General features: G+C 45.2%; 16 protein-coding genes. 12 read left to right on the forward strand and 4 right to left on the reverse strand.

Going from position 1 to position 19,255, the window contains the following annotated elements:
- Positions 1-75: 75 nt before the first annotated feature.
- Entirely contained in the window at positions 76-2,394 is a 2,319-nt protein-coding gene (locus tag IM792_RS01540) for a glycoside hydrolase family 78 protein (RefSeq protein ID WP_194099917.1), read from the forward strand.
- 200 nt (positions 2,395-2,594) lie between these two features.
- On the opposite strand, the gene IM792_RS01545 is transcribed toward IM792_RS01540, so the two are convergent.
- Positions 2,595-4,955: an endonuclease MutS2 gene (locus IM792_RS01545; protein ID WP_194099918.1), complete on the reverse strand. Its 2,361-nt coding sequence runs from the start codon at positions 4,953-4,955 to the stop codon at positions 2,595-2,597.
- A complete protein-coding gene (locus IM792_RS01550; protein ID WP_194099919.1) occupies positions 4,939-5,511 on the reverse strand; it encodes a DUF4296 domain-containing protein in 573 nt (190 codons plus the stop codon). Before IM792_RS01550 ends, IM792_RS01545 begins: the two co-directional genes overlap by 17 nt.
- 42 nt (positions 5,512-5,553) lie before the next feature.
- On the opposite strand from IM792_RS01550, the gene IM792_RS01555 reads away from it, so the two are divergent.
- The 4 genes from IM792_RS01555 to IM792_RS01570 are packed head-to-tail and all read left to right on the forward strand — an operon-like array spanning position 5,554 to position 8,803.
- Positions 5,554-6,243 (forward strand): YggS family pyridoxal phosphate-dependent enzyme, encoded by a 690-nt coding sequence (locus IM792_RS01555; RefSeq protein WP_194099920.1) that lies wholly within the window; start codon positions 5,554-5,556, stop codon positions 6,241-6,243.
- 6 nt (positions 6,244-6,249) lie between these two features.
- Complete coding sequence (locus IM792_RS01560; RefSeq protein WP_194099921.1) at positions 6,250-6,717, forward strand: GNAT family N-acetyltransferase; 468 nt, start codon at positions 6,250-6,252, stop codon at positions 6,715-6,717.
- A gap of 13 nt (positions 6,718-6,730) precedes the next feature.
- Positions 6,731-7,543, forward strand: a complete 813-nt coding sequence (locus IM792_RS01565; RefSeq protein ID WP_194099922.1) for a DUF3298 and DUF4163 domain-containing protein — start codon at positions 6,731-6,733, stop codon at positions 7,541-7,543.
- 3 nt (positions 7,544-7,546) lie between these two features.
- Complete coding sequence (locus IM792_RS01570; protein ID WP_194099923.1) at positions 7,547-8,803, forward strand: aspartate kinase; 1,257 nt, start codon at positions 7,547-7,549, stop codon at positions 8,801-8,803.
- A 60-nt stretch (positions 8,804-8,863) separates the two neighbouring features.
- On the opposite strand, the gene IM792_RS01575 is transcribed toward IM792_RS01570, so the two are convergent.
- Complete coding sequence (locus tag IM792_RS01575; protein WP_194099924.1) at positions 8,864-9,337, reverse strand: DUF4920 domain-containing protein; 474 nt, start codon at positions 9,335-9,337, stop codon at positions 8,864-8,866.
- A gap of 79 nt (positions 9,338-9,416) precedes the next feature.
- Here IM792_RS01575 and IM792_RS01580 point away from each other — a divergent pair, with 79 nt between their 5' ends.
- Together IM792_RS01580 and IM792_RS01585 are read left to right on the forward strand one after the other, a co-directional pair.
- Complete coding sequence (locus tag IM792_RS01580; RefSeq protein ID WP_228084880.1) at positions 9,417-10,295, forward strand: YitT family protein; 879 nt, start codon at positions 9,417-9,419, stop codon at positions 10,293-10,295.
- 18 nt (positions 10,296-10,313) lie between these two features.
- Positions 10,314-11,117 (forward strand): carboxypeptidase-like regulatory domain-containing protein, encoded by an 804-nt coding sequence (locus tag IM792_RS01585; protein WP_194099925.1) that lies wholly within the window; start codon positions 10,314-10,316, stop codon positions 11,115-11,117.
- A gap of 49 nt (positions 11,118-11,166) precedes the next feature.
- Here IM792_RS01585 and IM792_RS01590 read toward each other — a convergent pair whose 3' ends face one another.
- Positions 11,167-11,556: an RNA-binding protein gene (locus tag IM792_RS01590; protein ID WP_194099926.1), complete on the reverse strand. Its 390-nt coding sequence runs from the start codon at positions 11,554-11,556 to the stop codon at positions 11,167-11,169.
- A gap of 297 nt (positions 11,557-11,853) precedes the next feature.
- On the opposite strand from IM792_RS01590, the gene IM792_RS01595 reads away from it, so the two are divergent.
- The 5 genes from IM792_RS01595 to IM792_RS01615 all read left to right on the forward strand — a co-directional run bounded on the left by IM792_RS01595 (position 11,854) and on the right by IM792_RS01615 (position 19,235).
- Positions 11,854-13,689, forward strand: a complete 1,836-nt coding sequence (locus IM792_RS01595; RefSeq protein ID WP_228084881.1) for a DUF1080 domain-containing protein — start codon at positions 11,854-11,856, stop codon at positions 13,687-13,689.
- Between the two features lie 9 nt (positions 13,690-13,698).
- Entirely contained in the window at positions 13,699-15,636 is a 1,938-nt protein-coding gene (locus IM792_RS01600; RefSeq protein ID WP_194099927.1) for a c-type cytochrome, read from the forward strand.
- Positions 15,637-15,648: 12 nt separating this feature from the next.
- Positions 15,649-16,413, forward strand: a complete 765-nt coding sequence (locus IM792_RS01605) for a DUF1080 domain-containing protein (protein ID WP_194099928.1) — start codon at positions 15,649-15,651, stop codon at positions 16,411-16,413.
- A gap of 342 nt (positions 16,414-16,755) precedes the next feature.
- Complete coding sequence (locus tag IM792_RS01610; protein WP_228084882.1) at positions 16,756-17,976, forward strand: endo-beta-N-acetylglucosaminidase H; 1,221 nt, start codon at positions 16,756-16,758, stop codon at positions 17,974-17,976.
- An 83-nt stretch (positions 17,977-18,059) separates the two neighbouring features.
- A complete protein-coding gene (locus IM792_RS01615) occupies positions 18,060-19,235 on the forward strand; it encodes a glycoside hydrolase family 76 protein (protein ID WP_228084883.1) in 1,176 nt (391 codons plus the stop codon).
- Positions 19,236-19,255: the final 20 nt, after the last annotated feature.

Raw genomic sequence — 19,255 nt, forward strand, 5'->3', positions numbered from 1 at the left:
TTTCCTCAGACAGTTCGTGATAGTTGCTCTTTCAGATCGTATAAATTAGTAGGCTATAAACTATCGCAATAACCAATGAAGAAAACCTTAGCGGCATTTTTGATAATGCTTGGCTCGCAACAGGCATTATATGCACAGCAAGCACCGGTAAACTGGACGGCCAGTTGGATCGAAACCTCAACGGATGAAGCCCCTAACCGGCCCGCGCAGTATTACCGTACTACTTTTGATCTTAAGAAAAAGGTAAAATCAGCTACGCTGTTGATCACCTCGCATGGTTTGTACGAGGCGCATATTAATGGCAAACGTGTTGGCGATAGCTATCTTACTCCCGGTTGGACAAGCTATTACAAACGCCTGCAATATCAGCGGTATGATGTTAAGGAGCTTATTACCAAAGGCAAAAACGCTATAGGTGTGGCCGTAGGTAATGGCTGGAGCCGAAGCAGTTTAGCCTGGGGTGATAATAAGGATCGTTGGGGTAAAAAGCTGGGTTTATTAGCCGAGCTACAGGTTGTTTATACCGATGGCACTAAGGAAAACATAACTACCAACAACAACTGGAAAACCGCCAATGGCGAAATTCAGGGTAATGAAATATATGATGGAGAGGCGGTTGACCACACCCTAACACAAAAGGGGTGGGACAATGCCACATTTAACGATGCCGCATGGAAACCGGTAACCGTAGCAACGTTTGATAATAAGAACCTGATACCTACAGAAAATGAGCCGGTAAAGAAACACGAAACCTTTAAGGCCCTAAAGGTGATCACCACGCCAAAAGGTGAAAAGGTGATCGATTTTGGGCAAAATTTGGTAGGTTGGGTTGTGGTTAAAGCCAAAGGTAAAGCCGGCGACCGTATCACCATACAACATGCGGAGGTGCTGGATAAGGAAGGTAACTTTTACACCGCCAACCTGCGTGCCGCTAAAGCCACTGCCAGCTACACCCTAAGCGGCGATGCCGTGGGCGAAACCTTTGAGCCGCATTTTACTTTTTACGGCTTTAGGTTTATTAAGATAGAGGGCTACCCCGGAGAGATAACACCGGAGAACTTTACAGCGGTTGCCGTGTATTCGGACATGAAGCCGACCGGTACCTTTGAGTGCTCAAACCCGATGCTTAACCAGTTGCAGCACAATATTACCTGGGGGCAGCGCGGTAACTTTGTTGATGTACCTACTGATTGCCCGCAGCGCGATGAGCGCCTGGGCTGGACGGGCGATGCGCAGGTGTTTTTCAGCACTGCGGCTTATAATTATAACGTGAAGAACTTTTTTAGCAAATGGCTGAAAGATGTCGCCGCGGATCAGCGTGAGGATGGAGCCATACCTTACGTAGTGCCTCATGTATTGGGCGGCGGCGATTTTGGTTCGGCCGGATGGGGTGATGTATCGACCATCATTCCATGGGAAATGTATGAGATATATGGCGACAAGCAGGTGCTTGTTGACCAATACGAGAGCATGAAGAAATGGGTAGGCTACATGGAAGGCCACATCAACAAGGATGATCTGTACCGTTACGGTTCGCACTTTGGCGATTGGCTGAGCTACCGCCCCGGTAATGATGATGGCACCGAGGCTGTAACCGATAAGTACCAGATAGCGCAATGCTTTTTTGCCTACTCAACCCAATTGTTAATAAACGCCGCCAACGTATTAGGTAAAACCGAGGATGCTACCCGTTACGAAGCTTTGTTAAAACGCATAAAGGATGCCTTTAACAAGGAGTATGTTACCGGTAGCGGCAGGGTGCTGTCAAACACACAAACAGCCTATGTTTTGGCTCTGCAATTTGACATGTTGCCCGAGGGCGAACCACGCAAAAAAGCGGCTGCCTACCTGGCCGAAAATGTTAAACAGTACAATAATCACTTAACTACAGGCTTTTTGGGTACACCATACCTGTGTCATGTGCTGAGCGATAATGGCTACCCAGACCTGGCTTACACGCTGCTGTTGCAGGATACCTTCCCGAGCTGGCTATACCCGGTTAAGATGGGCGCGACCACTATTTGGGAGCGTTGGGATGGTATTAAACCTGATGGTACCTTCCAAACCATTGTGATGAACAGCTTTAACCACTATGCCTACGGCGCCATTGGCGATTGGATGTACAAAAATATCACCGGTATACAATCGGCGGCGCCGGGTTATAAAAAGATAGTTATTAAACCCATTATTGGCGGCAAGCTTACCTGGGCAAAGGCCAGCTTTAACAGCGTTAACGGCACCATCAGCAGCGATTGGAAGATAGAGAACGGCAAACTCACCCTAAAGGTAACCGTACCCAAGGGTACCACCGCCGAAGTGAACGTACCTGATACCGCCGGTAAAGATTACAAAACATATAATGTATCAGCAGGTACGTATACTTATACAAGATGATTTAAAGTAACCTAAACTTTTGTCATTTCGAACGAGGTACGAGGAGAAATCTGTCCGCTTTTTTATGAACGCAGATAGATTTCTCGCTATCGCTCGAAATGACATGTTTAGATGTGAAAAATGACGAGGTTGAAAAAATATCGTTTAAAACACCAAAGTCCTGCTTATTTAGCGGGGCTTTGGTGTTTTTATAAGACTATCTATCTTAAATATACATACGTAATACCATCGCCGCCACGGTCGGCGTGCTCGTCTTCCATGCGGTCAACCTGATCGTATTTTTTGAGATAATCACGTATTAATTTCCGCAAAATGCCATCGCCTTTGCCGTGAAGTATTTTGATGCTGTTAACGCTCATCATCAACGCACGGTCAAGCATTTTTTCAATGGTGTACAGGGCTTCTTCACCACGCATACCACGCACATCAATCTCCGGACTAAAGCTCGAATAATCGCCCACGCTTGAGGCTGATCTGCGTCTGATCTCCTTCGGTACAGATGAGCTTGATACCTTTTGCACCCGTTTACGCTTGGCCACGGTACGCAGATCGCCAATGGCAATTACCACATTATCCTTATTAATTTCCATTACCTGTCCGGTAGTTTCGGAGTCGGTAAGTTTTACCCAGTCGCCTTTTTGAATTTCCTCGGTATTGGCGGCGGGTTTGGGTTGTTCGGTTTTAACCGTGTTCTTTTTAAGTTCAACGGTCAGGTTATCGCGTAGGGCCTTGGTTTTTTCCTTGTCGGCGTTGTTGCTTTTTATTTCGGCAATGGTGTTTTCAACCAGTTTGTTGGCATTTAGTATAATGCTTTGTGCCTGTTGCTTAGCCTCGCGTATCAGGTTCTTTTTATTTTCTTCCAGATACTCTTTCAGCTTGGCATTTTCGGCCAGCAGGGTATTCACCTTTTGTTGCTGGCTGTTCAGCTTTATACGGGTATCGTAAATCTCTTTCTTTTCACGCTCCAGATCAACCAACAAAGTATCTACCTTTTTTTGCCCGGCGCTTATTTTGTTTTTGGCCAGGTTAAGCACATGCGATGGCAAGCCAATTTTTTGCGCTATCTCAAAAGCGTAGGAGCTGCCGGGTTTACCCACTTCCAATATGTAAAGCGGTTTCATCTCCACGTTATTGAACAACATCGAGGCATTTTCCAATCCCTCGGTATTGCTGGCAAATATTTTAAGGTTGGAGTAGTGGGTGGTAACCATACCCTTTACCTTTTTTTGGTTGAGCGATTCAAGTACCGCCTCGGCAATAGGGCCGCCAAATTGTGGGTCAGTACCAGTACCAAATTCATCAATCAGTATCATGGTTTTGCCATTCGCATTCTCGGCAAAGTATTTCATTTTTGAGAGGTGGGCACTGTAAGTACTCAAATCACTTTCGATAGACTGATCATCACCAATATCAACAAACAACTGTTTAAATACCCCCATGCGGCTGGTATCATCAGCAGGGATAAGCAAACCGGCCTGTACCATCATCAGCAGTAAACCAACGGTTTTCATACATACCGATTTACCACCCGCGTTAGGCCCTGATACCACGATCACCCTTGCCGATTCATCAATATTAACATTTAACGGCACCACGGTACGCTGTTCCTTTTTAAAGCTGAGGTATAGCAGGGGGTGGCGGGCGTTAACCAGGTTTATTGTAGCATCATTGGTTACTTCGGGCAGTGAGCCATCAATATCAATGGCGAACAACGCCTTAGCTCGCACAAAGTCGAGCTTGGTTAGCAAGCCGTGGTATGATAGCAGCAGGGGCACATAAGGGCGTAGCTCGTCTGTTAGTTGCGTAAGTATCTTCACGATCTCGCGGCGGCGTTCAAATTCAAGGTCGCGCACGCGGTTGTTAAGGGTAAAAACCTCCTCGGGCTCCATAAAAACCGTTTGGCCCGATGCCGATTCATCATGCACAAATCCTTTCAGCTTACGCTTGTTCTCGGCTAATAAAGGTATACACAAGCGTCCGTCGCGTATGGTGAGCGATCCATCTGCCGTCCAATTGTTGGCTGCCGCGCTTTTAAATATCTGGTCTATTTTACGGCGGGCTTCCTGCTCGGCCTTGGCTATCGAGCTGGTGATATCCATCAACTCGCGCGATGCGTTGGGTCTTATCTTGCCCTTTTCATCAATTACCTGGCCTATCTTTTTCAATATCGATTTCTCGATAGGCAAGTGCTCAAATAAAGCCTCCAGGTTAGGGTATTGGCCTTCGCGCTCGTTAAAATAAGCGATAACCGCGAATACGGTTGATAGTGATGCCTGTACCTGGTAAAATTCCTCCTCGCTTAAAAAAGCGCCCTCAATACGTGCCTTATTGGCCAGCGTTTTTATATCAAAAAAATGCTGAATAGGCAGGGCGGCATCATTGGTAAGTATATTTTTGAATTCAGCGGCCTGGCTCAAAAATTTCTTGATGTTATCGTAGTTGTTCATCACCTGTATCTTGTCCACCATTTGGCGGCCCATGGTGCTCAGGCAATGAGCTTTTATCAGTTCCTTAATCTCGTTAAATCCGAGTTTATCAGCACTGTTATTTGGGTATAGCATTCCTCTTTATCCTTTTTACTGTATCTTTTATCAGCTTGTCGTGCTGCGGTTTTGCAGGGTTGCTGATAGTTTTTGTCGGTTTAAGGTCTTTTTGTTTTGCCTTTTTAACCGTGTCTTTCACCGCCTTATTAGGCTTTAGTTTAGCCGTATCGCTACTTTGCGGTGGCTTAGGGTTTTGCGGTTTTGGCTTATTAGGTTTCTGCTGCATTTTCAGATAGACCTTGTTCAGCGAATCTGACCGTTTTTGCAGGTTTTTGCTAACCACATCATAAATTGCCACCAACTGTTGAATATCCCTGGTATAGTATTTATAGCTGCGGGTAAACTGTGCCGAATCGGTATTATGTTGTTTAAATACCAGCAAATATTTGCCTAAGCCGTATTTATATAAACTGTCGGGCATGCTGGGTATCATAAACAAAGTGCCATTGGCCACGTGTACATCGGTGAGTACATCGGCCATCTGTTTTTCATCTAAAATACCATCGGGTGTATTATCACCACAAGAACATAAAACAGCCAAAGCTGAAAAAAACAGGATTATATATTTACGCATTATTTAATTTAGCGGCTTAATTGAGCAAAATTACGTATAAAAATGAGCATTGCAGATAACATACGCGCTTTAAAAAACGAAACAGATGCCATAAATGTTGCGTTGCTGGCCGTATCAAAAACAAAACCTGTTGAGGATATTATGGAGGCCTACGATGCCGGGCAGCGTTTGTTTGGCGAGAACAACGTGCAGGAGCTTGTAGAAAAGTATGAGCAATTGCCAAAAGATATTGAGTGGCACCTCATTGGCCACCTGCAAACCAACAAGGTAAAGTACATTGCGTCGTTCATCAGCATGATAGAGGCGGTTGATAGTTTGAAACTTTTACAGGAGATAAACAAACACGCCCTGAAGAACGACCGTGTGATTGATTGCCTGTTGCAGGTATACATCGCCGATGAAGAAACCAAGTTCGGCCTGCAATATGATGAGCTGATAGAGCTGCTGCGCGCGCCTGAATTGGCTGAACTAAAGAATATCCGCATACGCGGATTGATGGGTATTGCCACCAATACCGATAGCGAGAAGCAGATAAAGGAGGAGTTTTATGAATTGCATACTTTGTTTGATGGTATCAAGCTAACTTATTTCCGTAAGGAGGAGAGCTTTAATGTACTGTCAATGGGTATGTCGTCAGACTATAAGATAGCCATTGAGCAGGGCAGTAACCTGGTACGCCTGGGCAGCACCGTTTTTGGTAACCGCGTAATTAAACACTGGAAAAACAACTAAGCCGCCATGAACTTGCATTTACGAGTAGCCATTAAGGCTGATTGCCGCCGTATTTTAGAGTTGGTTAACGAGTTAGCCCTGTACGAGCGCGCCCCGCAGGAGGTTACCATAACCCTTGATGAACTGGAGGAGGCCGGCTTTGGTGCCAAACCGGTATGGAAGGCCTTTGTTGCCGAGATTGACGGGCTGATAGTAGGCTTTGCTTTGTACTATGTTCGTTTTTCTACATGGAAGGGTTGCCGCCTGTATCTGGAAGATTTTTATGTTACCGAAACCATGCGTGGCCGTGGTTTGGGCAAAATATTGTTCGATCGTATTGTACAGGAGGCGCAGGAGCTTGGCTTTAACGGCATGAGCTGGCAGGTGCTTGACTGGAACGAACCTGCCATTAATTTTTATAATAAATATAACGCCGCTATTGAGGCCGGCTGGTTAAATGCATCGTTAAGTAAAGAACAATTGCTCAACTTTTAGGGTTATTATCAGCATGAGAACATTACACTACCTTACCGTAATTGCAGCCATGCTAACCACGCTTGCATCGTGCCAGTGGGGCGATAAACATGTTGAACAAAAAGATGCCATATTTAGGGACACGCTGCATTATGAGTACAAAACCATAAACCAGCACGCGGCAGATTGCGGACAGAAACCCGATAGTACCTGCACGCACTTTAATGTAAAGTATCCTGAATTTGCCGGGCAACCTAAGTTAAATGATAGTGTTCAGCATAAGTTATTGGTGCTGTTTGCTTACGATGGTAAAACAGATAGTAGCCTTAACGCCTATGCCAAACGTTTTTTAGGAGATTACGAAACCTTTAAAAAGGAAAACCCTGATACCAAAATGTACTTTGAGATGGATAGCCATGCCAGCGTAGTGCATCAGGACTCGAACCTGGTGGCTATTGAGGTTGCTGGTTATACCTTTCAGGGTGGGGCGCATGGTGCCAGTACAACGGCTTATATTAACTGGGATACGCATACCAATAAGGATCTGACGCTGGATGATCTGCTGATTGATGGCTACAGCGCTAAGCTTAATGCCATTGCCGAAAAAATATTCAGAAAGAACGAAAATTTAAGCGACAAGGCTTCATTAGCTAACAATTACTTTTTTGAGAATGATAAATTTGCGCTGAACAAAAATTTTATGGTATCGCCGTTAGGCTTAAAGTTTTTGTACAACCAGTACGAGATAAAACCTTATGCCGCCGGGCAAACGGAATTGCTTGTGCCGTTTGAGCAAATTAAACCACTGTTACGGCCTAATACCGTAATAACACAATACGCTAAATAATAAATGCTTGTATTTAAATTCGGAGGCGCTTCGGTAAAGGATGCTGAGGGTATTAAAAACCTTGGCCGCATAGTTAAACAATATGAAGCGCAGCAACTGCTTGTTGTGGTATCGGCAATGGGTAAAACCACCAACGCGCTTGAGGATCTTACCCGTGCCTACGTGGAGCAGCGTGATGATATGCACGATGTTTACGAGGCTATCAAGGCCTATCACTTCAACATCATGTCGGAGTTGTTTGATGCCGAGCACCCGGTGTTTGATGATATACAAAATACCTTTGTTGAGATAGACTGGACGATAGAGGACGAACCGCATGACGACTTTGATTTTATTTACGATCAGATAGTATCCATCGGCGAACTGGTATCAACCCGTATTGTTAACGCTTATTTAGCCGATGCCGGCTTAACCAGCAAGTGGGTTGATGTACGCAGTTACGTACATACCGATAATACCTACCGCGAGGGTATTGTTGATTGGCCGCGTACATGCGAAGCCATAGAGCAGGGTATACCACCATTATTGCAAAAAGGCATTGTAGTTACCCAGGGCTTTTTAGGCGGCACATCCGAAAATTTTACAACCACGCTGGGCCGTGAAGGGTCGGACTATACCGCATCCATCTTCGCATCGTGCCTAAAGGCCGAATCGGTTACCACCTGGAAAGATGTACCCGGCATTCTGAATGCCGACCCTAAGCTGTTTGCTGATACAGTGAAGTTTGATGAGCTCAGCTATAACGAGGCCATCGAGATGACGTATTATGGTGCCACGGTTATCCACCCCAAAACAATCAAGCCGCTACAAAACGCGGATATACCCCTGCTGGTAAAGTCATTCAATCAGCCTGATGCTCCGGGTACGGTGATAAAAGAGGGTGTAGTGCCAGTATTTACCAAACCGGTTATCATTTTAAAGAAGGATCAGGTATTGGTATCTATCTCCACAAAGGATTATTCGTTTATAACCGAAGATCACCTGAGTGGCATATTTGCCATATTCGCCAAACATCACGTAAAAACTAATGTGTTGCAAACCTCAGCCCTCAGCTTTTCGGTTTGTATCGATCTGAATACCGAGCGATTTGAGGGACTGGTAAATGATCTGAAACAAGAGTTCAAAGTAAAATATAACGATGGGCTTAGCCTGCTTACCTTAAGGCACTACAAGAACAGTTCAATTGAGCCGTACGTTGCCGGTAAGGAGGTGTTGCTTGAACAGCAAAGCCGAAATACAGCGCAGTTCGTTCTTCGCTAAACAAAAAATGCCCGGCACAATAAGTACCGGGCATTTTTATTTAATTATGTATGCTGATGCTTAATCCATCACCAACACACCATCGGCCATTATCTGGATGTCCTTTTTCGGTTGGGTTATTTTAGCGATTTCCTCTTTGCTTTTACCCGCGTCAGCAGCAAAGTGCTGTAAGCGTTCAACCGGTATGGTTTTTACTTTGGCAGTACCGCCAACCACTACAGTTTTGCCAACTATGTTTTGCGGCATAAAAAAGGCGTAGTCGGTAAAGCGCACCATAATAGGCGATCCGCTTGGCTGGGTAAGGGTCATGAAACAGCCTTTCTTTTTACAAACCTCAACCACTTTGCCGGTTATTTTACCCTGATAAACAGAGTCTTTTGCCAGTTTGGTATTCAATTCAGTAAGTTGAATGGCATTGGCAGCGTTGATTTTATCGCCATAGGTTACACCCGGAGCGGCCGGGGTAATTTCGTCTTGCGCAAAGCTTGCTATACTAATGAATAAGCTGGCTGCAAGTAAAAACAATGTTTTCATAAATACTTAGTAAATAGTTTAATACAAAGGTAACAAAATTTAAGAATGGCTTTTAGGCTCAAAAAAGTTATATTTGGGAATGAAGAAAATGTCTACCTTCTCTAAAAGGACCATTATCAACAATACCATTCTTATTATTCTGGGTATTATTTCTGCAACTTTCGGACTAAAAGGATTTTTGTTATCAAGCCACTTTATTGATGGCGGGGTAACCGGTATTTCTATGCTGCTCTCAAATATTTTTGATATCCCTATCGCCATACTCATATTTGTTATTAATGTGCCTTTCCTTTGGTTGGGTTATAATAAGCTGGGTACACTTTTCGCTGTAAAAAGTACGGCCGCTATTGCCGGGTTATCCTTAGCGCTGGCGTTTATTAACGTGCCCGATGTTACGTCGGACAAGTTATTGACCGCGGTATTCGGCGGTTTATTTATCGGTATAGGTATCGCCCTGGCTATCAGGGGAGGTGCGGTGCTTGATGGTACCGAGATTGCCGCTCTGCTGGTAAGTAAAAAAGCGCAGGTAGTAAAGGTTAACGACGTTATTTTGATCTTCAATGTGATCATCTTCATTACCGCGGCTAAGTTTTTAGGTGTTGAATCGGCTTTATATTCCATCCTCACTTACCTGGCGGCATCCAAAATGATAGATGTGATACTCAACGGTTTGGAACAATACACAGGCATCACCGTAATATCAACCAAAAGCGAACTGATACGCCGCATCATCACCAACCAGCTTGGCCGTGGTGTTACCATTTACCAGGGCAAAAGCGGCTACGGTAAGGATGGTGAGATCAACGATACCCGCGATATTGTTTTCACTGTGGCTACCCGCCTCGAAGTGCCATCCATAAAACAGGTGATTTTAGAGGTTGACCCCAAGGCATTCATCGTACAACAAAGTATTGAGGATACCACCGGCGGCTTGTTGAAACGCAAAGGGCTGCACTAACCAATATTAATTATACCGATGAAGATCATCCTTGCCCTGTTTGCCGCGTTATTTACAGGTAATATATTATACGGGCAGGTGGTTGAAGGTACAGTAACCGATGCCCAAAATGGACAGCCATTGCCATACGTTAACGTTGGCATTATGGGTAAGGCTACAGGCACCGTTACTAACGATAAAGGCCAATATAAAATTGACCTTAAAGGTAGTACCAACGATACCGTTAAAGTATCAATGATAGGCTATAAGCCACAGTTAATGCTATCAGCGGTGTTTGTATCCGGCGGTAAGGTAGTACGTTTGGAGCCGGATAACATCAAACTAAAAGAGGTTACGGTTAAACCTAAAAAGTGGAAAAAGGCCATATTGGGTAATACCACCAAATCCAAATCATCAAATTCAGGATTTTCAAGCAGCAGGTTGGGGCACGAGTTAGGGCGCATCATCAAAATAAAGCGTTCGCCTACATACCTTAAAAGGTTCAATGCATCCATATCATCAGGCCCTGTTGATTCTGTTAAGCTACGACTGAACTTTTACAGCATCAAAAATGGCCTGCCCGATCAAATTTTGCAGCATCAGAATATTTTTGTGACCGTACATCGTGACGACGAGCAGATCAGTATAAACCTTGAACCGTATAATATTTATGTGGAGGATGATTTTTTGGTAAGCCTGGAGTGGATACAATCGGCACGGGGCGGCATCATGTTCTCATCAAGCTTTTTAAGCGGGCCATTCATCTGGCGCGAAACCAGCCAGGCGCACTGGGAGCGGGTAGGGGTTGGCGGCTTAGGCTTTAATGTAGAGGTTGAATACTAAAATAGCCGCACTTTTGGTACGGCTATCTATATATTTTATGTGATCAGTATTAAAACTGCTTACGCGGGCGACGTGGGCGATTGCCATCATTGTTACCGTACGATGGCGAACCATGACGTTCAACCTTAGCGTAAGTGGGTGTACGGAAACCACCGCCACCCGGGCGTTGTGGTCTGCGTGCCGGTGCCGACGCGTCTTCGGGCGGTACAATATTTATCTTTAGCTCCTTATCGCCATAGGGGGTTCCTTGCAGGGCTTCCATTATACGCTCGGCACCTTCAGTATCTGTTATCTCTAAAAATGAATATCCTTTTGATTTTCTGGTTTGTCTGTCGCGCACCATTTTAATAGTGGCTACCTGCCCATAAGGGCTCACAAGCTGCACCAGTTGCAGTTCGTCCATATTTAGCGGGTGCCCGCCAATAAATAGTTTGACCATTGCTTTTTCTAAAAAATTGAGTAGATGTTAGTTCAAATATATGTATTTGTTATCAAAACGTAAATACCATTAAATAGGTATTTTATATAGCTGAGAAATTGTAACACTTAATTGCCCGCAGTGTTTTGCTGGTTGTGACATATATTAACTATATGTGGTTAATATAATACAAATAAAGGTTAAAATTATACAAGGGGTTTTAAATAAATAAGATCACTTTTATGATATGCGGATTGCTCAGCATTTATTAAGCAATCGATTGCAAAAGGCCTTCAGCGCAAAAACATTATAAACCGAATGAATAAAAGTAAACGCATTATATGTGGTGTACACATGGCTATATGCTTATGTAGCACTTTCACAGTAAAGGCACAAACAGACGGGCAGCTTAATAAGCTTCCGTTAACTGATCTGTCGGCCTTTAAACCCGCTAAAAGCTGGCAAATTGCAGGCGATGTTTTTATGGAACCCGATAAACCTAATAACGTGAAGACGGTAAAAGGATCGGGAGTGCTGGTCAATATCTCCGACGATAAAAAACGCGGTCAAGATCTTTTATTCAATCTGCAACATGGCGACATTGACCTCGAGATGGATTACATGATGGCCCGGGGCTCAAACTCAGGTATCTATCTGCAAGGTTTGTATGAGATACAGTTACTGGATAGCTGGGGCGTAACCGATGCCCGTGCGGGCGATAATGGCGGCATTTACGAGCGTTGGGATGATACCAAACCCGAAGGGCAGCAAGGCTATGATGGCCATGCCCCACGGCAAAATGTAACCCGTGCACCGGGCGTGTGGCAGCATATCAAAATATCTTTCCAGGCACCAAAGTTTGATGCATCCGGCAAAAAAACAGCTAATGCACGTATATTATTGGTTGAGTTGAATGGCATCAAAATACAGGAGGATGTTGAACTATCAGGCCCAACACGTGGCGCGCTTAGTCAGCAGGAAACCGCTTCGGGGCCATTGCGCTTGCAGGGCGATCATGGGTCGGTAGCTTTCCGTAACATTAGCTATACCATTTTTGATAAACCACGGCCGGAGTTGCTGAATCTGGCATACGCTGTTTATACGGGTAAGTTTGATGGCGAGCCTGATTACAAAACCGCTAAGCCTGAAGCTAAAGGCACATCGGTATTGCTGTCATCAAACGTTAGCGCGCTGCAAAACGATTTTTTGATACACTATACAGGCGAAATTAAAGTGACCAACCCCGGCGAATACACCTTTAACCTGAGTGTACCCGGCGGCAGCGGTGTTATGCGGGTGGGTGGAAACATTGCTGTTCCGCTGAAGGATAACCGCAGTACGGGTAAGATCACTTTAAAGGAAGGGACAACGCCGTTCGATCTGTATTATGCCAAGGTAGTGGATTGGGCTAAGCCCGCGCTGGCGCTATCAGTTTCAGGGCCGGGCGTACGTGAGGCTTTATTGAGCGATGCCAACGTGATATCGAACGATATGATCGACCCGATACTCATCAACGTTACGGGCAAAAACTCTTTGCTGCGTTGTTTTATCGATCTGAAGGATGGCAAGCGCGTTACCCATGCCATCAACATAGGCAGCAGCGCCCAGGTACATTATACTTACGATGCTGATAACGGCATGCTGGTACAATTATGGCGCGGCGGTTTTTTAGATGCCACCCCGATGTGGCACGAGCGTGGCGACGGATCATCGCGCGCTACGGGTTATGCCCTGCAATTTGGCAGCGCCATGCCCGCTATTGAAATGCTGGACAACGCACAAACCGCATGGGGAACCGACACCGCAGGTACCGGATTTAAACCCGGCGGCTATAAACTGGATAAGGATAAGCAACCCACCTTTAGATATGCCATTTATGGTACCCAGGTAACCGACGCTACCACCGTGCTTGATGGCGGCCACGGTATTGAACGCACCGTTGAAATTGCCCAACCTAAAGATAAATTGTACCTGCGCTTATTAGCGGCAGACAAGATAGACGAGATAGGTAAGGGCTGGTATTATGTTAACGATAAGGCCTATTACCTGCACCTGAATGATGAAAGCGCAAAACCCATCATTCGCGATAGCGGGGGTAAAAAGGAGTTGATAGTGCTTATGGGCAAAAAAGTAACCTATTCCATACTTTTTTAATTAAGAACAATGAATAGCATCATTAAATATATAAAGCTTAGTTTGTTAAGCCTGCTAATGCCGATCACGTGTTTGGCCCAGGCCGAATCGCCAAAGGAGGATGATTATTTTAAGATAATGCGTGTGCCTGCTCCCGAAGGTAATATACTGGAAGTTGGAGGGCTTTGCCTGATGCCTAATGGCAATTTGGCTGTATCAACCCGCCGTGGCGATATTTTTATTGTGGAGAACCCATCAAGCCAGCGACCATTCTTCCGCAAGTTCGCTTCGGGTTTGCATGAGGTATTGGGCGTGGCCTACAAAAACGGATCACTATACTGTGTACAGCGCGGCGAACTCACTAAAATGACCGATACCGATATGGATGGCGTGGCTGATGACTTTCAAACCGTTTACGCATGGCCATTATCCGGCAATTATCATGAGTATAGCTTCGGCCCAAAACTGGCTGCCGATGGATCGTTCTTTGTTACGCTTAACCTTGGTTTCCCGCCAACGTGGTGGATACCTAAAAGCATGGTACCCTGGCGTGGCTGGGCGCTGCACATTTTTGAGGATGGCAGGGTAGAGCCGTGGGCGGCAGGTATGCGTTCGCCATGCGGTATCAGCATGATAGATGATGAGCTGTTTTATACCGATAACCAAGGCGATTGGGTAGGATCGGGCAGTATAATGCAGGTTAAGAAAGGCTCATTCATGGGGCATCCGGCAAGTTTGGTTTGGGCTGGTTTGCCCGGATCGCCGGTAAATATTACCTCAGAGCAATTCTTCGCCAAAAACAAATTACGTGAGGAGTTTGACAAAGCAGGTAAACCTGTTAAACCGCAAAATATCGTTAATGAAAAATTCAACACCGAGTTTGAAATGAAGCCGAGCTTCCCGCAATTGCAATTGCCTGCGGTTTGGCTGCCTCATGGTATATTGGGTATATCGAACTCCGAAATTGTGAAGATACCCGAAGGCGTTTTCGGTCCGTTTGAGGGGCAGCTATTAGTGGGAGATCAGGGGCAGAGCATGGTAAGCCGTGTGTTTATGGAAAAAGTGAATGGTGAGTATCAGGGTATGGCATGGCCTTTTCGCAGTGGTTTTCAATCGGGTGTAGTAAGGCTGGCCTGGGGTAAGGATGGTTCCTTATTTGCCGGCGAAACCAACCGTGGCTGGGGTTCGGCAGGCGAGGCTACCGAGGGTTTGCAACGCCTGGTATGGAACAACAAGGTGCCTTTTGAAATGCGTGCTGTACGTGCCATGCCTGATGGGTTTGAGATAGAATTTACCAAACCTGTTGATAAGAAAACGGCCGAGGATATCGCTTCATACTCTGTTGAAAGTTATATCTACAAATATCATAGCGTGTATGGTAGTCCGCCGGTTAACGAGCAAAAATGCCCTATACTGGGTGTAAAGGTATCTAATGATGGATTGAAAGCAAGGCTGATCGTGAGCAAGCTTCGCCGTTATTATATCCACACCATTACCATTGATGGTATACGCGATGCCGAGGATTCATACTCATTGGTACACCCAACAGGATATTACACCCTGAACAACATTCCCGAAGGGCAAAAATTAAGCATGGCAGCAGTAAGCACTAAAAATACGGCAGCAGCGAAAGTTGCAGCTACGGTTAAAAAGCCGGTAAAAGGCACCCCGGCAAAACCGGCTGTTGCAACACCTGCAACAAGCAAAGCGCCTACTTATGCCGAGGTAAAAACCTTGCTTACCAAAAATACCTGTTTAGCCTGCCATAATGCCAACACCCGCCAGGTAGGCCCGGCGTATGTTGATGTAGCCAAACGTAAGTACAGTGTTGAAGAAATTATAGCGCTGATACATGAACCCAAGCCCGAGCATTGGCCTGATTATTCAACCCCGATGCCGCCAATGCCACAGGTACCTAAAGAGGAGGCCCGCAAGATCGCTTTATGGATAAAATCGCTTGAAAAATAATTGTACAAAACGATGAAGATATTTTATATGATAGGCGCTATAAGCCTATGCTCGTTAACCGTAAATGCCCAAAACGCGAAGCCTGAAGATACCGAGGTATGGTCGCCTGAACCAAAGGTGATCACACCGGCTAAGGTGTTAGGTGCAGCCCCGTCAGACGCTATTGTTTTGTTTGATGGCAAGAATCTGGACGAATGGATACTGCAAAAGGATAGCACCGCCACCCAAAAATGGAAGCTGGCCGGTGGCGCTATGACGGTTGATAAAACCAAAGGCGACCTGTGCACCAAACGCAAGTTTACCGACTATCAGCTGCATATTGAGTACCGTATACCTACCGTAATACATGGCACCGGGCAGGGCAGGGGCAACAGCGGTATCTTTTTGGCAGCTTTACCCTGGGGTGCAGGTGGTTATGAGTTGCAGGTGTTAGATAATTACGAGAACAAAACCTACGTGAACGGACAGGTAGGCAGCATATACAAACAATCCATACCACTGGCTAATGCCGCCCGCAAGCCCGGCGAATGGCAAACTTACGATGTTATATGGACAGCCCCTCGTTTTAATGATGATGGCAGCCTGAAATCGCCCGCGCGGGTTACGGCTATACACAATGGTGTGCTGGTGCAAAACAATTATGAATTAAAGGGCGATACGCCTTACATCGGTAAGCCTGCTTACAAGGCTCACGGCTCTGCACCAATAAAGCTCCAATCGCACGGCGATCCAAGCGAACCTATCAGCTACCGTAATATTTGGGTGAGGGAGTTGTAGATATACCTAAGAGCATTTTAAAGGCCGCATTATCATTTATGATGATGCGGCCTTTATTTTTTTACAACTGTTTGTAATTCAAAAATTTGCTTTTCAATTAACTTTTATATCTTTGATGTAAACCAATTAATTAAATTTCGCTTTTTCTTAGTACTGCTAAACCTTTTCCCTGTTCCTGATGGTGCTGCGCACCTAAACTATTGATGTGCTTTTTTATGTTTTTTACCAGCCATATTATTGGTGAGGTATGGTTTTGTATTGTCAGCTAAATCAATTTGCCTATGGATAAATTTTGTGCTATCTGTATTAACTAACACCAATTATAAATCTACAAACCAAATTATGAAAACAAACTTAGTACTAAAAAATGCTGCTTTCGCGGCAACAGGCATTCTCATGCTCTTATCTTCAGCCTGTAAAAAAGAAACCAATCCTGAAGTAAACAAAGTTGAAACTACAACCACTAAACGTACCGATGCATTGGGTGCCAGCGGACCCAAAAGTGTATGTTATGTAGAGGTGAACTATGCCGATATACGTAATGTTGGCAATTACAAATTAACCACCGGCGAGCAGTTGTTTGATATAGGCATCATCTTCGCGGCAAATATTAATTACAATACCAGCACTCAAACTGCCGAATTGTATTTTAACCAGCAGGTTAGCAATGTGCTCACTAACCGCAATACCTACATACAGCCTTTGCAGGATAGAGGCATAAAGGTGCTGCTATCTATCCTCGGTAATCACCAGGGAGCGGGTATTTGCAACTTCCCTAATCAGGCTGCGGCACAGGCCTTTGCTCAGCAATTAGCTAACGCGGTTAATACCTATAATTTAGATGGTATTGACTTTGACGACGAGTACGCCAACTACGGCGCTAACGGAACAGGGCAACCCAACGCCAGCTCGTTCGTTTATTTAGTAACTGCCCTGCGCCAGCTGTTGCCTAACAAGATCATATCTTTTTACTACTACGGCCCCGCAGCTTCACGCTTATCATACAACGGAGTTACTGTAGGTTCAAAAATAAACTACAGCTGGAATGCTATGTATGGTACTTATTCCGTGCCATCAGTTCCGGGGTTGAGCGCGGCTAATCTTGGTCCGGCGGCTATTGATATTCAGGCAACAAGTTCGGCAACGGCAGCCAGTTTGGCTACACAAACCGTCAACAATAATTACGGTATCTACCTTACTTATAATTTGCCAAATAACGATGTGCATACCTATCTGTCGAGTTTCTCGAACAACTTATACGGCAAGGCAACAGTGTACGATACCAGTTTGGGTACCGGTGTACGCTTTTTTGCTGATGTAAACTACGCGGGCTATGGTACAGGCATCATCCCGAAAGGAAATTATACCCTGAGCCAGCTGCAAAAGTTTGGGTTTGAGAATGATTGGGCATCATCCATAAAAATACCAAGCGGCTGGACGGTGACCATGTACGCCAACGATAACTTCACCGGCCAATCGTGGACGCTTACTTCAAACAATACCAATTTTGTAGGTCTGTCGCCTAACGCGAACGATGCGGTGTCGTCAATAAAAATTCAATAATCATTCAAGGCCTTCTCTCTTGATCGGGAGAAGGCCTTTCTATTATAAACCAATTAATTCATCATACCAATTAAAACTATCTAATGAAAAAACAAACCATTTTATCCCGCTTAAAGCTAATGTGTGTACTGTCGGGATCAGTATTATTGATCGGCCTGGCGGTAAGCTGTAAAAAGAGCGAGCCATTGGCTGCCGCTGCTGATAGGTCAACCGATGTTAAGAAGCGCACCGCGGCATTACCCACTTTAAACGAAGCGTTGGTGGCTATGCAGGTGTTCAATAATAATTTTTATAACCAGTATGGCACCTACGGGCCATCATACAAGGCTTATTTCTGGAAAGATCAGAACCACACCAATCGTATGGATTTTTGGATGCAGGCTGAAGCTATCGAGATGTTTATCGATGCCTATGATGCCAACCCAAGTCAGGATTTTAAGGATAAGATACATTACCTGTACAACGGCATGCGAGATGGTTACGGCGTAACCTGGGAAAACAATGAATTTAACGACGATATTATTTGGGGCGCGCTGATGTGCGTCAGGGCGTATGCCATAACAAACGATGGTGGTATGCTGGATATGGCTAAAAATAACTTCGACATTGTTTGGAACCGTGCCTGGGACACCCAATTAGGCGGCGGCCTGTGGTGGAAAACCGACAAGCAGTCGAAAAATGTATGCGTAAATGCCCCGGCAGTAATATGTGCCATGAAGATATATCAAGCCACCGGCAATGCCGACTATAAAACCAAAGCCAAAATGATAATGGACTGGATGGTAAACAAATTCTACGTATCAACCGGCGAAGTGAAAGGCGCTGTAAATGCCGCCGACGTAATTACCGAAGGCACACGCACCTACACGCAGGGCACATTTATAGGCGCTTGCGATGTACTCCGTAACGAATACCCTGCGGTGAACTATACTACCATGGCCAATAACACCATGAATTACACCAAAAACAATATGTGTAATGCTGCCGGTATATTACCCGACGAATATGATACCGGCGACACCCAGGGCTTTAAAGGAATATTTGCCCGCTGGGCCTGTATCTATGTAGCATCAGCAAACTTGCAGAGCACCTACGGCCAATGGCTGGATGATAACGCAACCGCGGCCTGGGGTGTACGCAACTCCAGCGGCGTAATGTGGGGTAAATGGGGCATCCGCACACCCGATAACCAGGTACTCAGCTCATTTGAAACGCATAACGGGGTTTCAATGCTGAATAATGTTTATCGGTATCATTAAATCCTTTAGCAAAAGCGAAC

Origin of the sequence: Mucilaginibacter sp. JRF (assembly GCF_015223065.1) — a bacterium.
Classification (GTDB): Bacteria; Bacteroidota; Bacteroidia; order Sphingobacteriales; family Sphingobacteriaceae; genus Mucilaginibacter.

Bases quoted from the DNA above. Each gene is read 5' to 3' on its own strand.
- IM792_RS01575 (WP_194099924.1), bottom strand. From the start codon at position 9,337: ATGAAAACATTGTTTTTACTTGCAGCCAGCTTATTCATTAGTATAGCA.
- IM792_RS01560 (WP_194099921.1), top strand. From the start codon at position 6,250: ATGAACTTGCATTTACGAGTAGCCATTAAGGCTGATTGCCGCCGTATT.
- IM792_RS01595 (WP_228084881.1), top strand. From the start codon at position 11,854: ATGAATAAAAGTAAACGCATTATATGTGGTGTACACATGGCTATATGC.
- IM792_RS01565 (WP_194099922.1), top strand. From the start codon at position 6,731: ATGAGAACATTACACTACCTTACCGTAATTGCAGCCATGCTAACCACG.
- IM792_RS01600 (WP_194099927.1), top strand. From the start codon at position 13,699: ATGAATAGCATCATTAAATATATAAAGCTTAGTTTGTTAAGCCTGCTA.
- IM792_RS01580 (WP_228084880.1), top strand. From the start codon at position 9,417: ATGAAGAAAATGTCTACCTTCTCTAAAAGGACCATTATCAACAATACC.
- IM792_RS01550 (WP_194099919.1), bottom strand. From the start codon at position 5,511: ATGCGTAAATATATAATCCTGTTTTTTTCAGCTTTGGCTGTTTTATGT.
- IM792_RS01585 (WP_194099925.1), top strand. From the start codon at position 10,314: ATGAAGATCATCCTTGCCCTGTTTGCCGCGTTATTTACAGGTAATATA.
- IM792_RS01570 (WP_194099923.1), top strand. From the start codon at position 7,547: ATGCTTGTATTTAAATTCGGAGGCGCTTCGGTAAAGGATGCTGAGGGT.
- IM792_RS01555 (WP_194099920.1), top strand. From the start codon at position 5,554: ATGAGCATTGCAGATAACATACGCGCTTTAAAAAACGAAACAGATGCC.
- IM792_RS01610 (WP_228084882.1), top strand. From the start codon at position 16,756: ATGAAAACAAACTTAGTACTAAAAAATGCTGCTTTCGCGGCAACAGGC.
- IM792_RS01605 (WP_194099928.1), top strand. From the start codon at position 15,649: ATGAAGATATTTTATATGATAGGCGCTATAAGCCTATGCTCGTTAACC.
- IM792_RS01590 (WP_194099926.1), bottom strand. From the start codon at position 11,556: ATGGTCAAACTATTTATTGGCGGGCACCCGCTAAATATGGACGAACTG.
- IM792_RS01615 (WP_228084883.1), top strand. From the start codon at position 18,060: ATGAAAAAACAAACCATTTTATCCCGCTTAAAGCTAATGTGTGTACTG.
- IM792_RS01540 (WP_194099917.1), top strand. From the start codon at position 76: ATGAAGAAAACCTTAGCGGCATTTTTGATAATGCTTGGCTCGCAACAG.
- IM792_RS01545 (WP_194099918.1), bottom strand. From the start codon at position 4,955: ATGCTATACCCAAATAACAGTGCTGATAAACTCGGATTTAACGAGATT.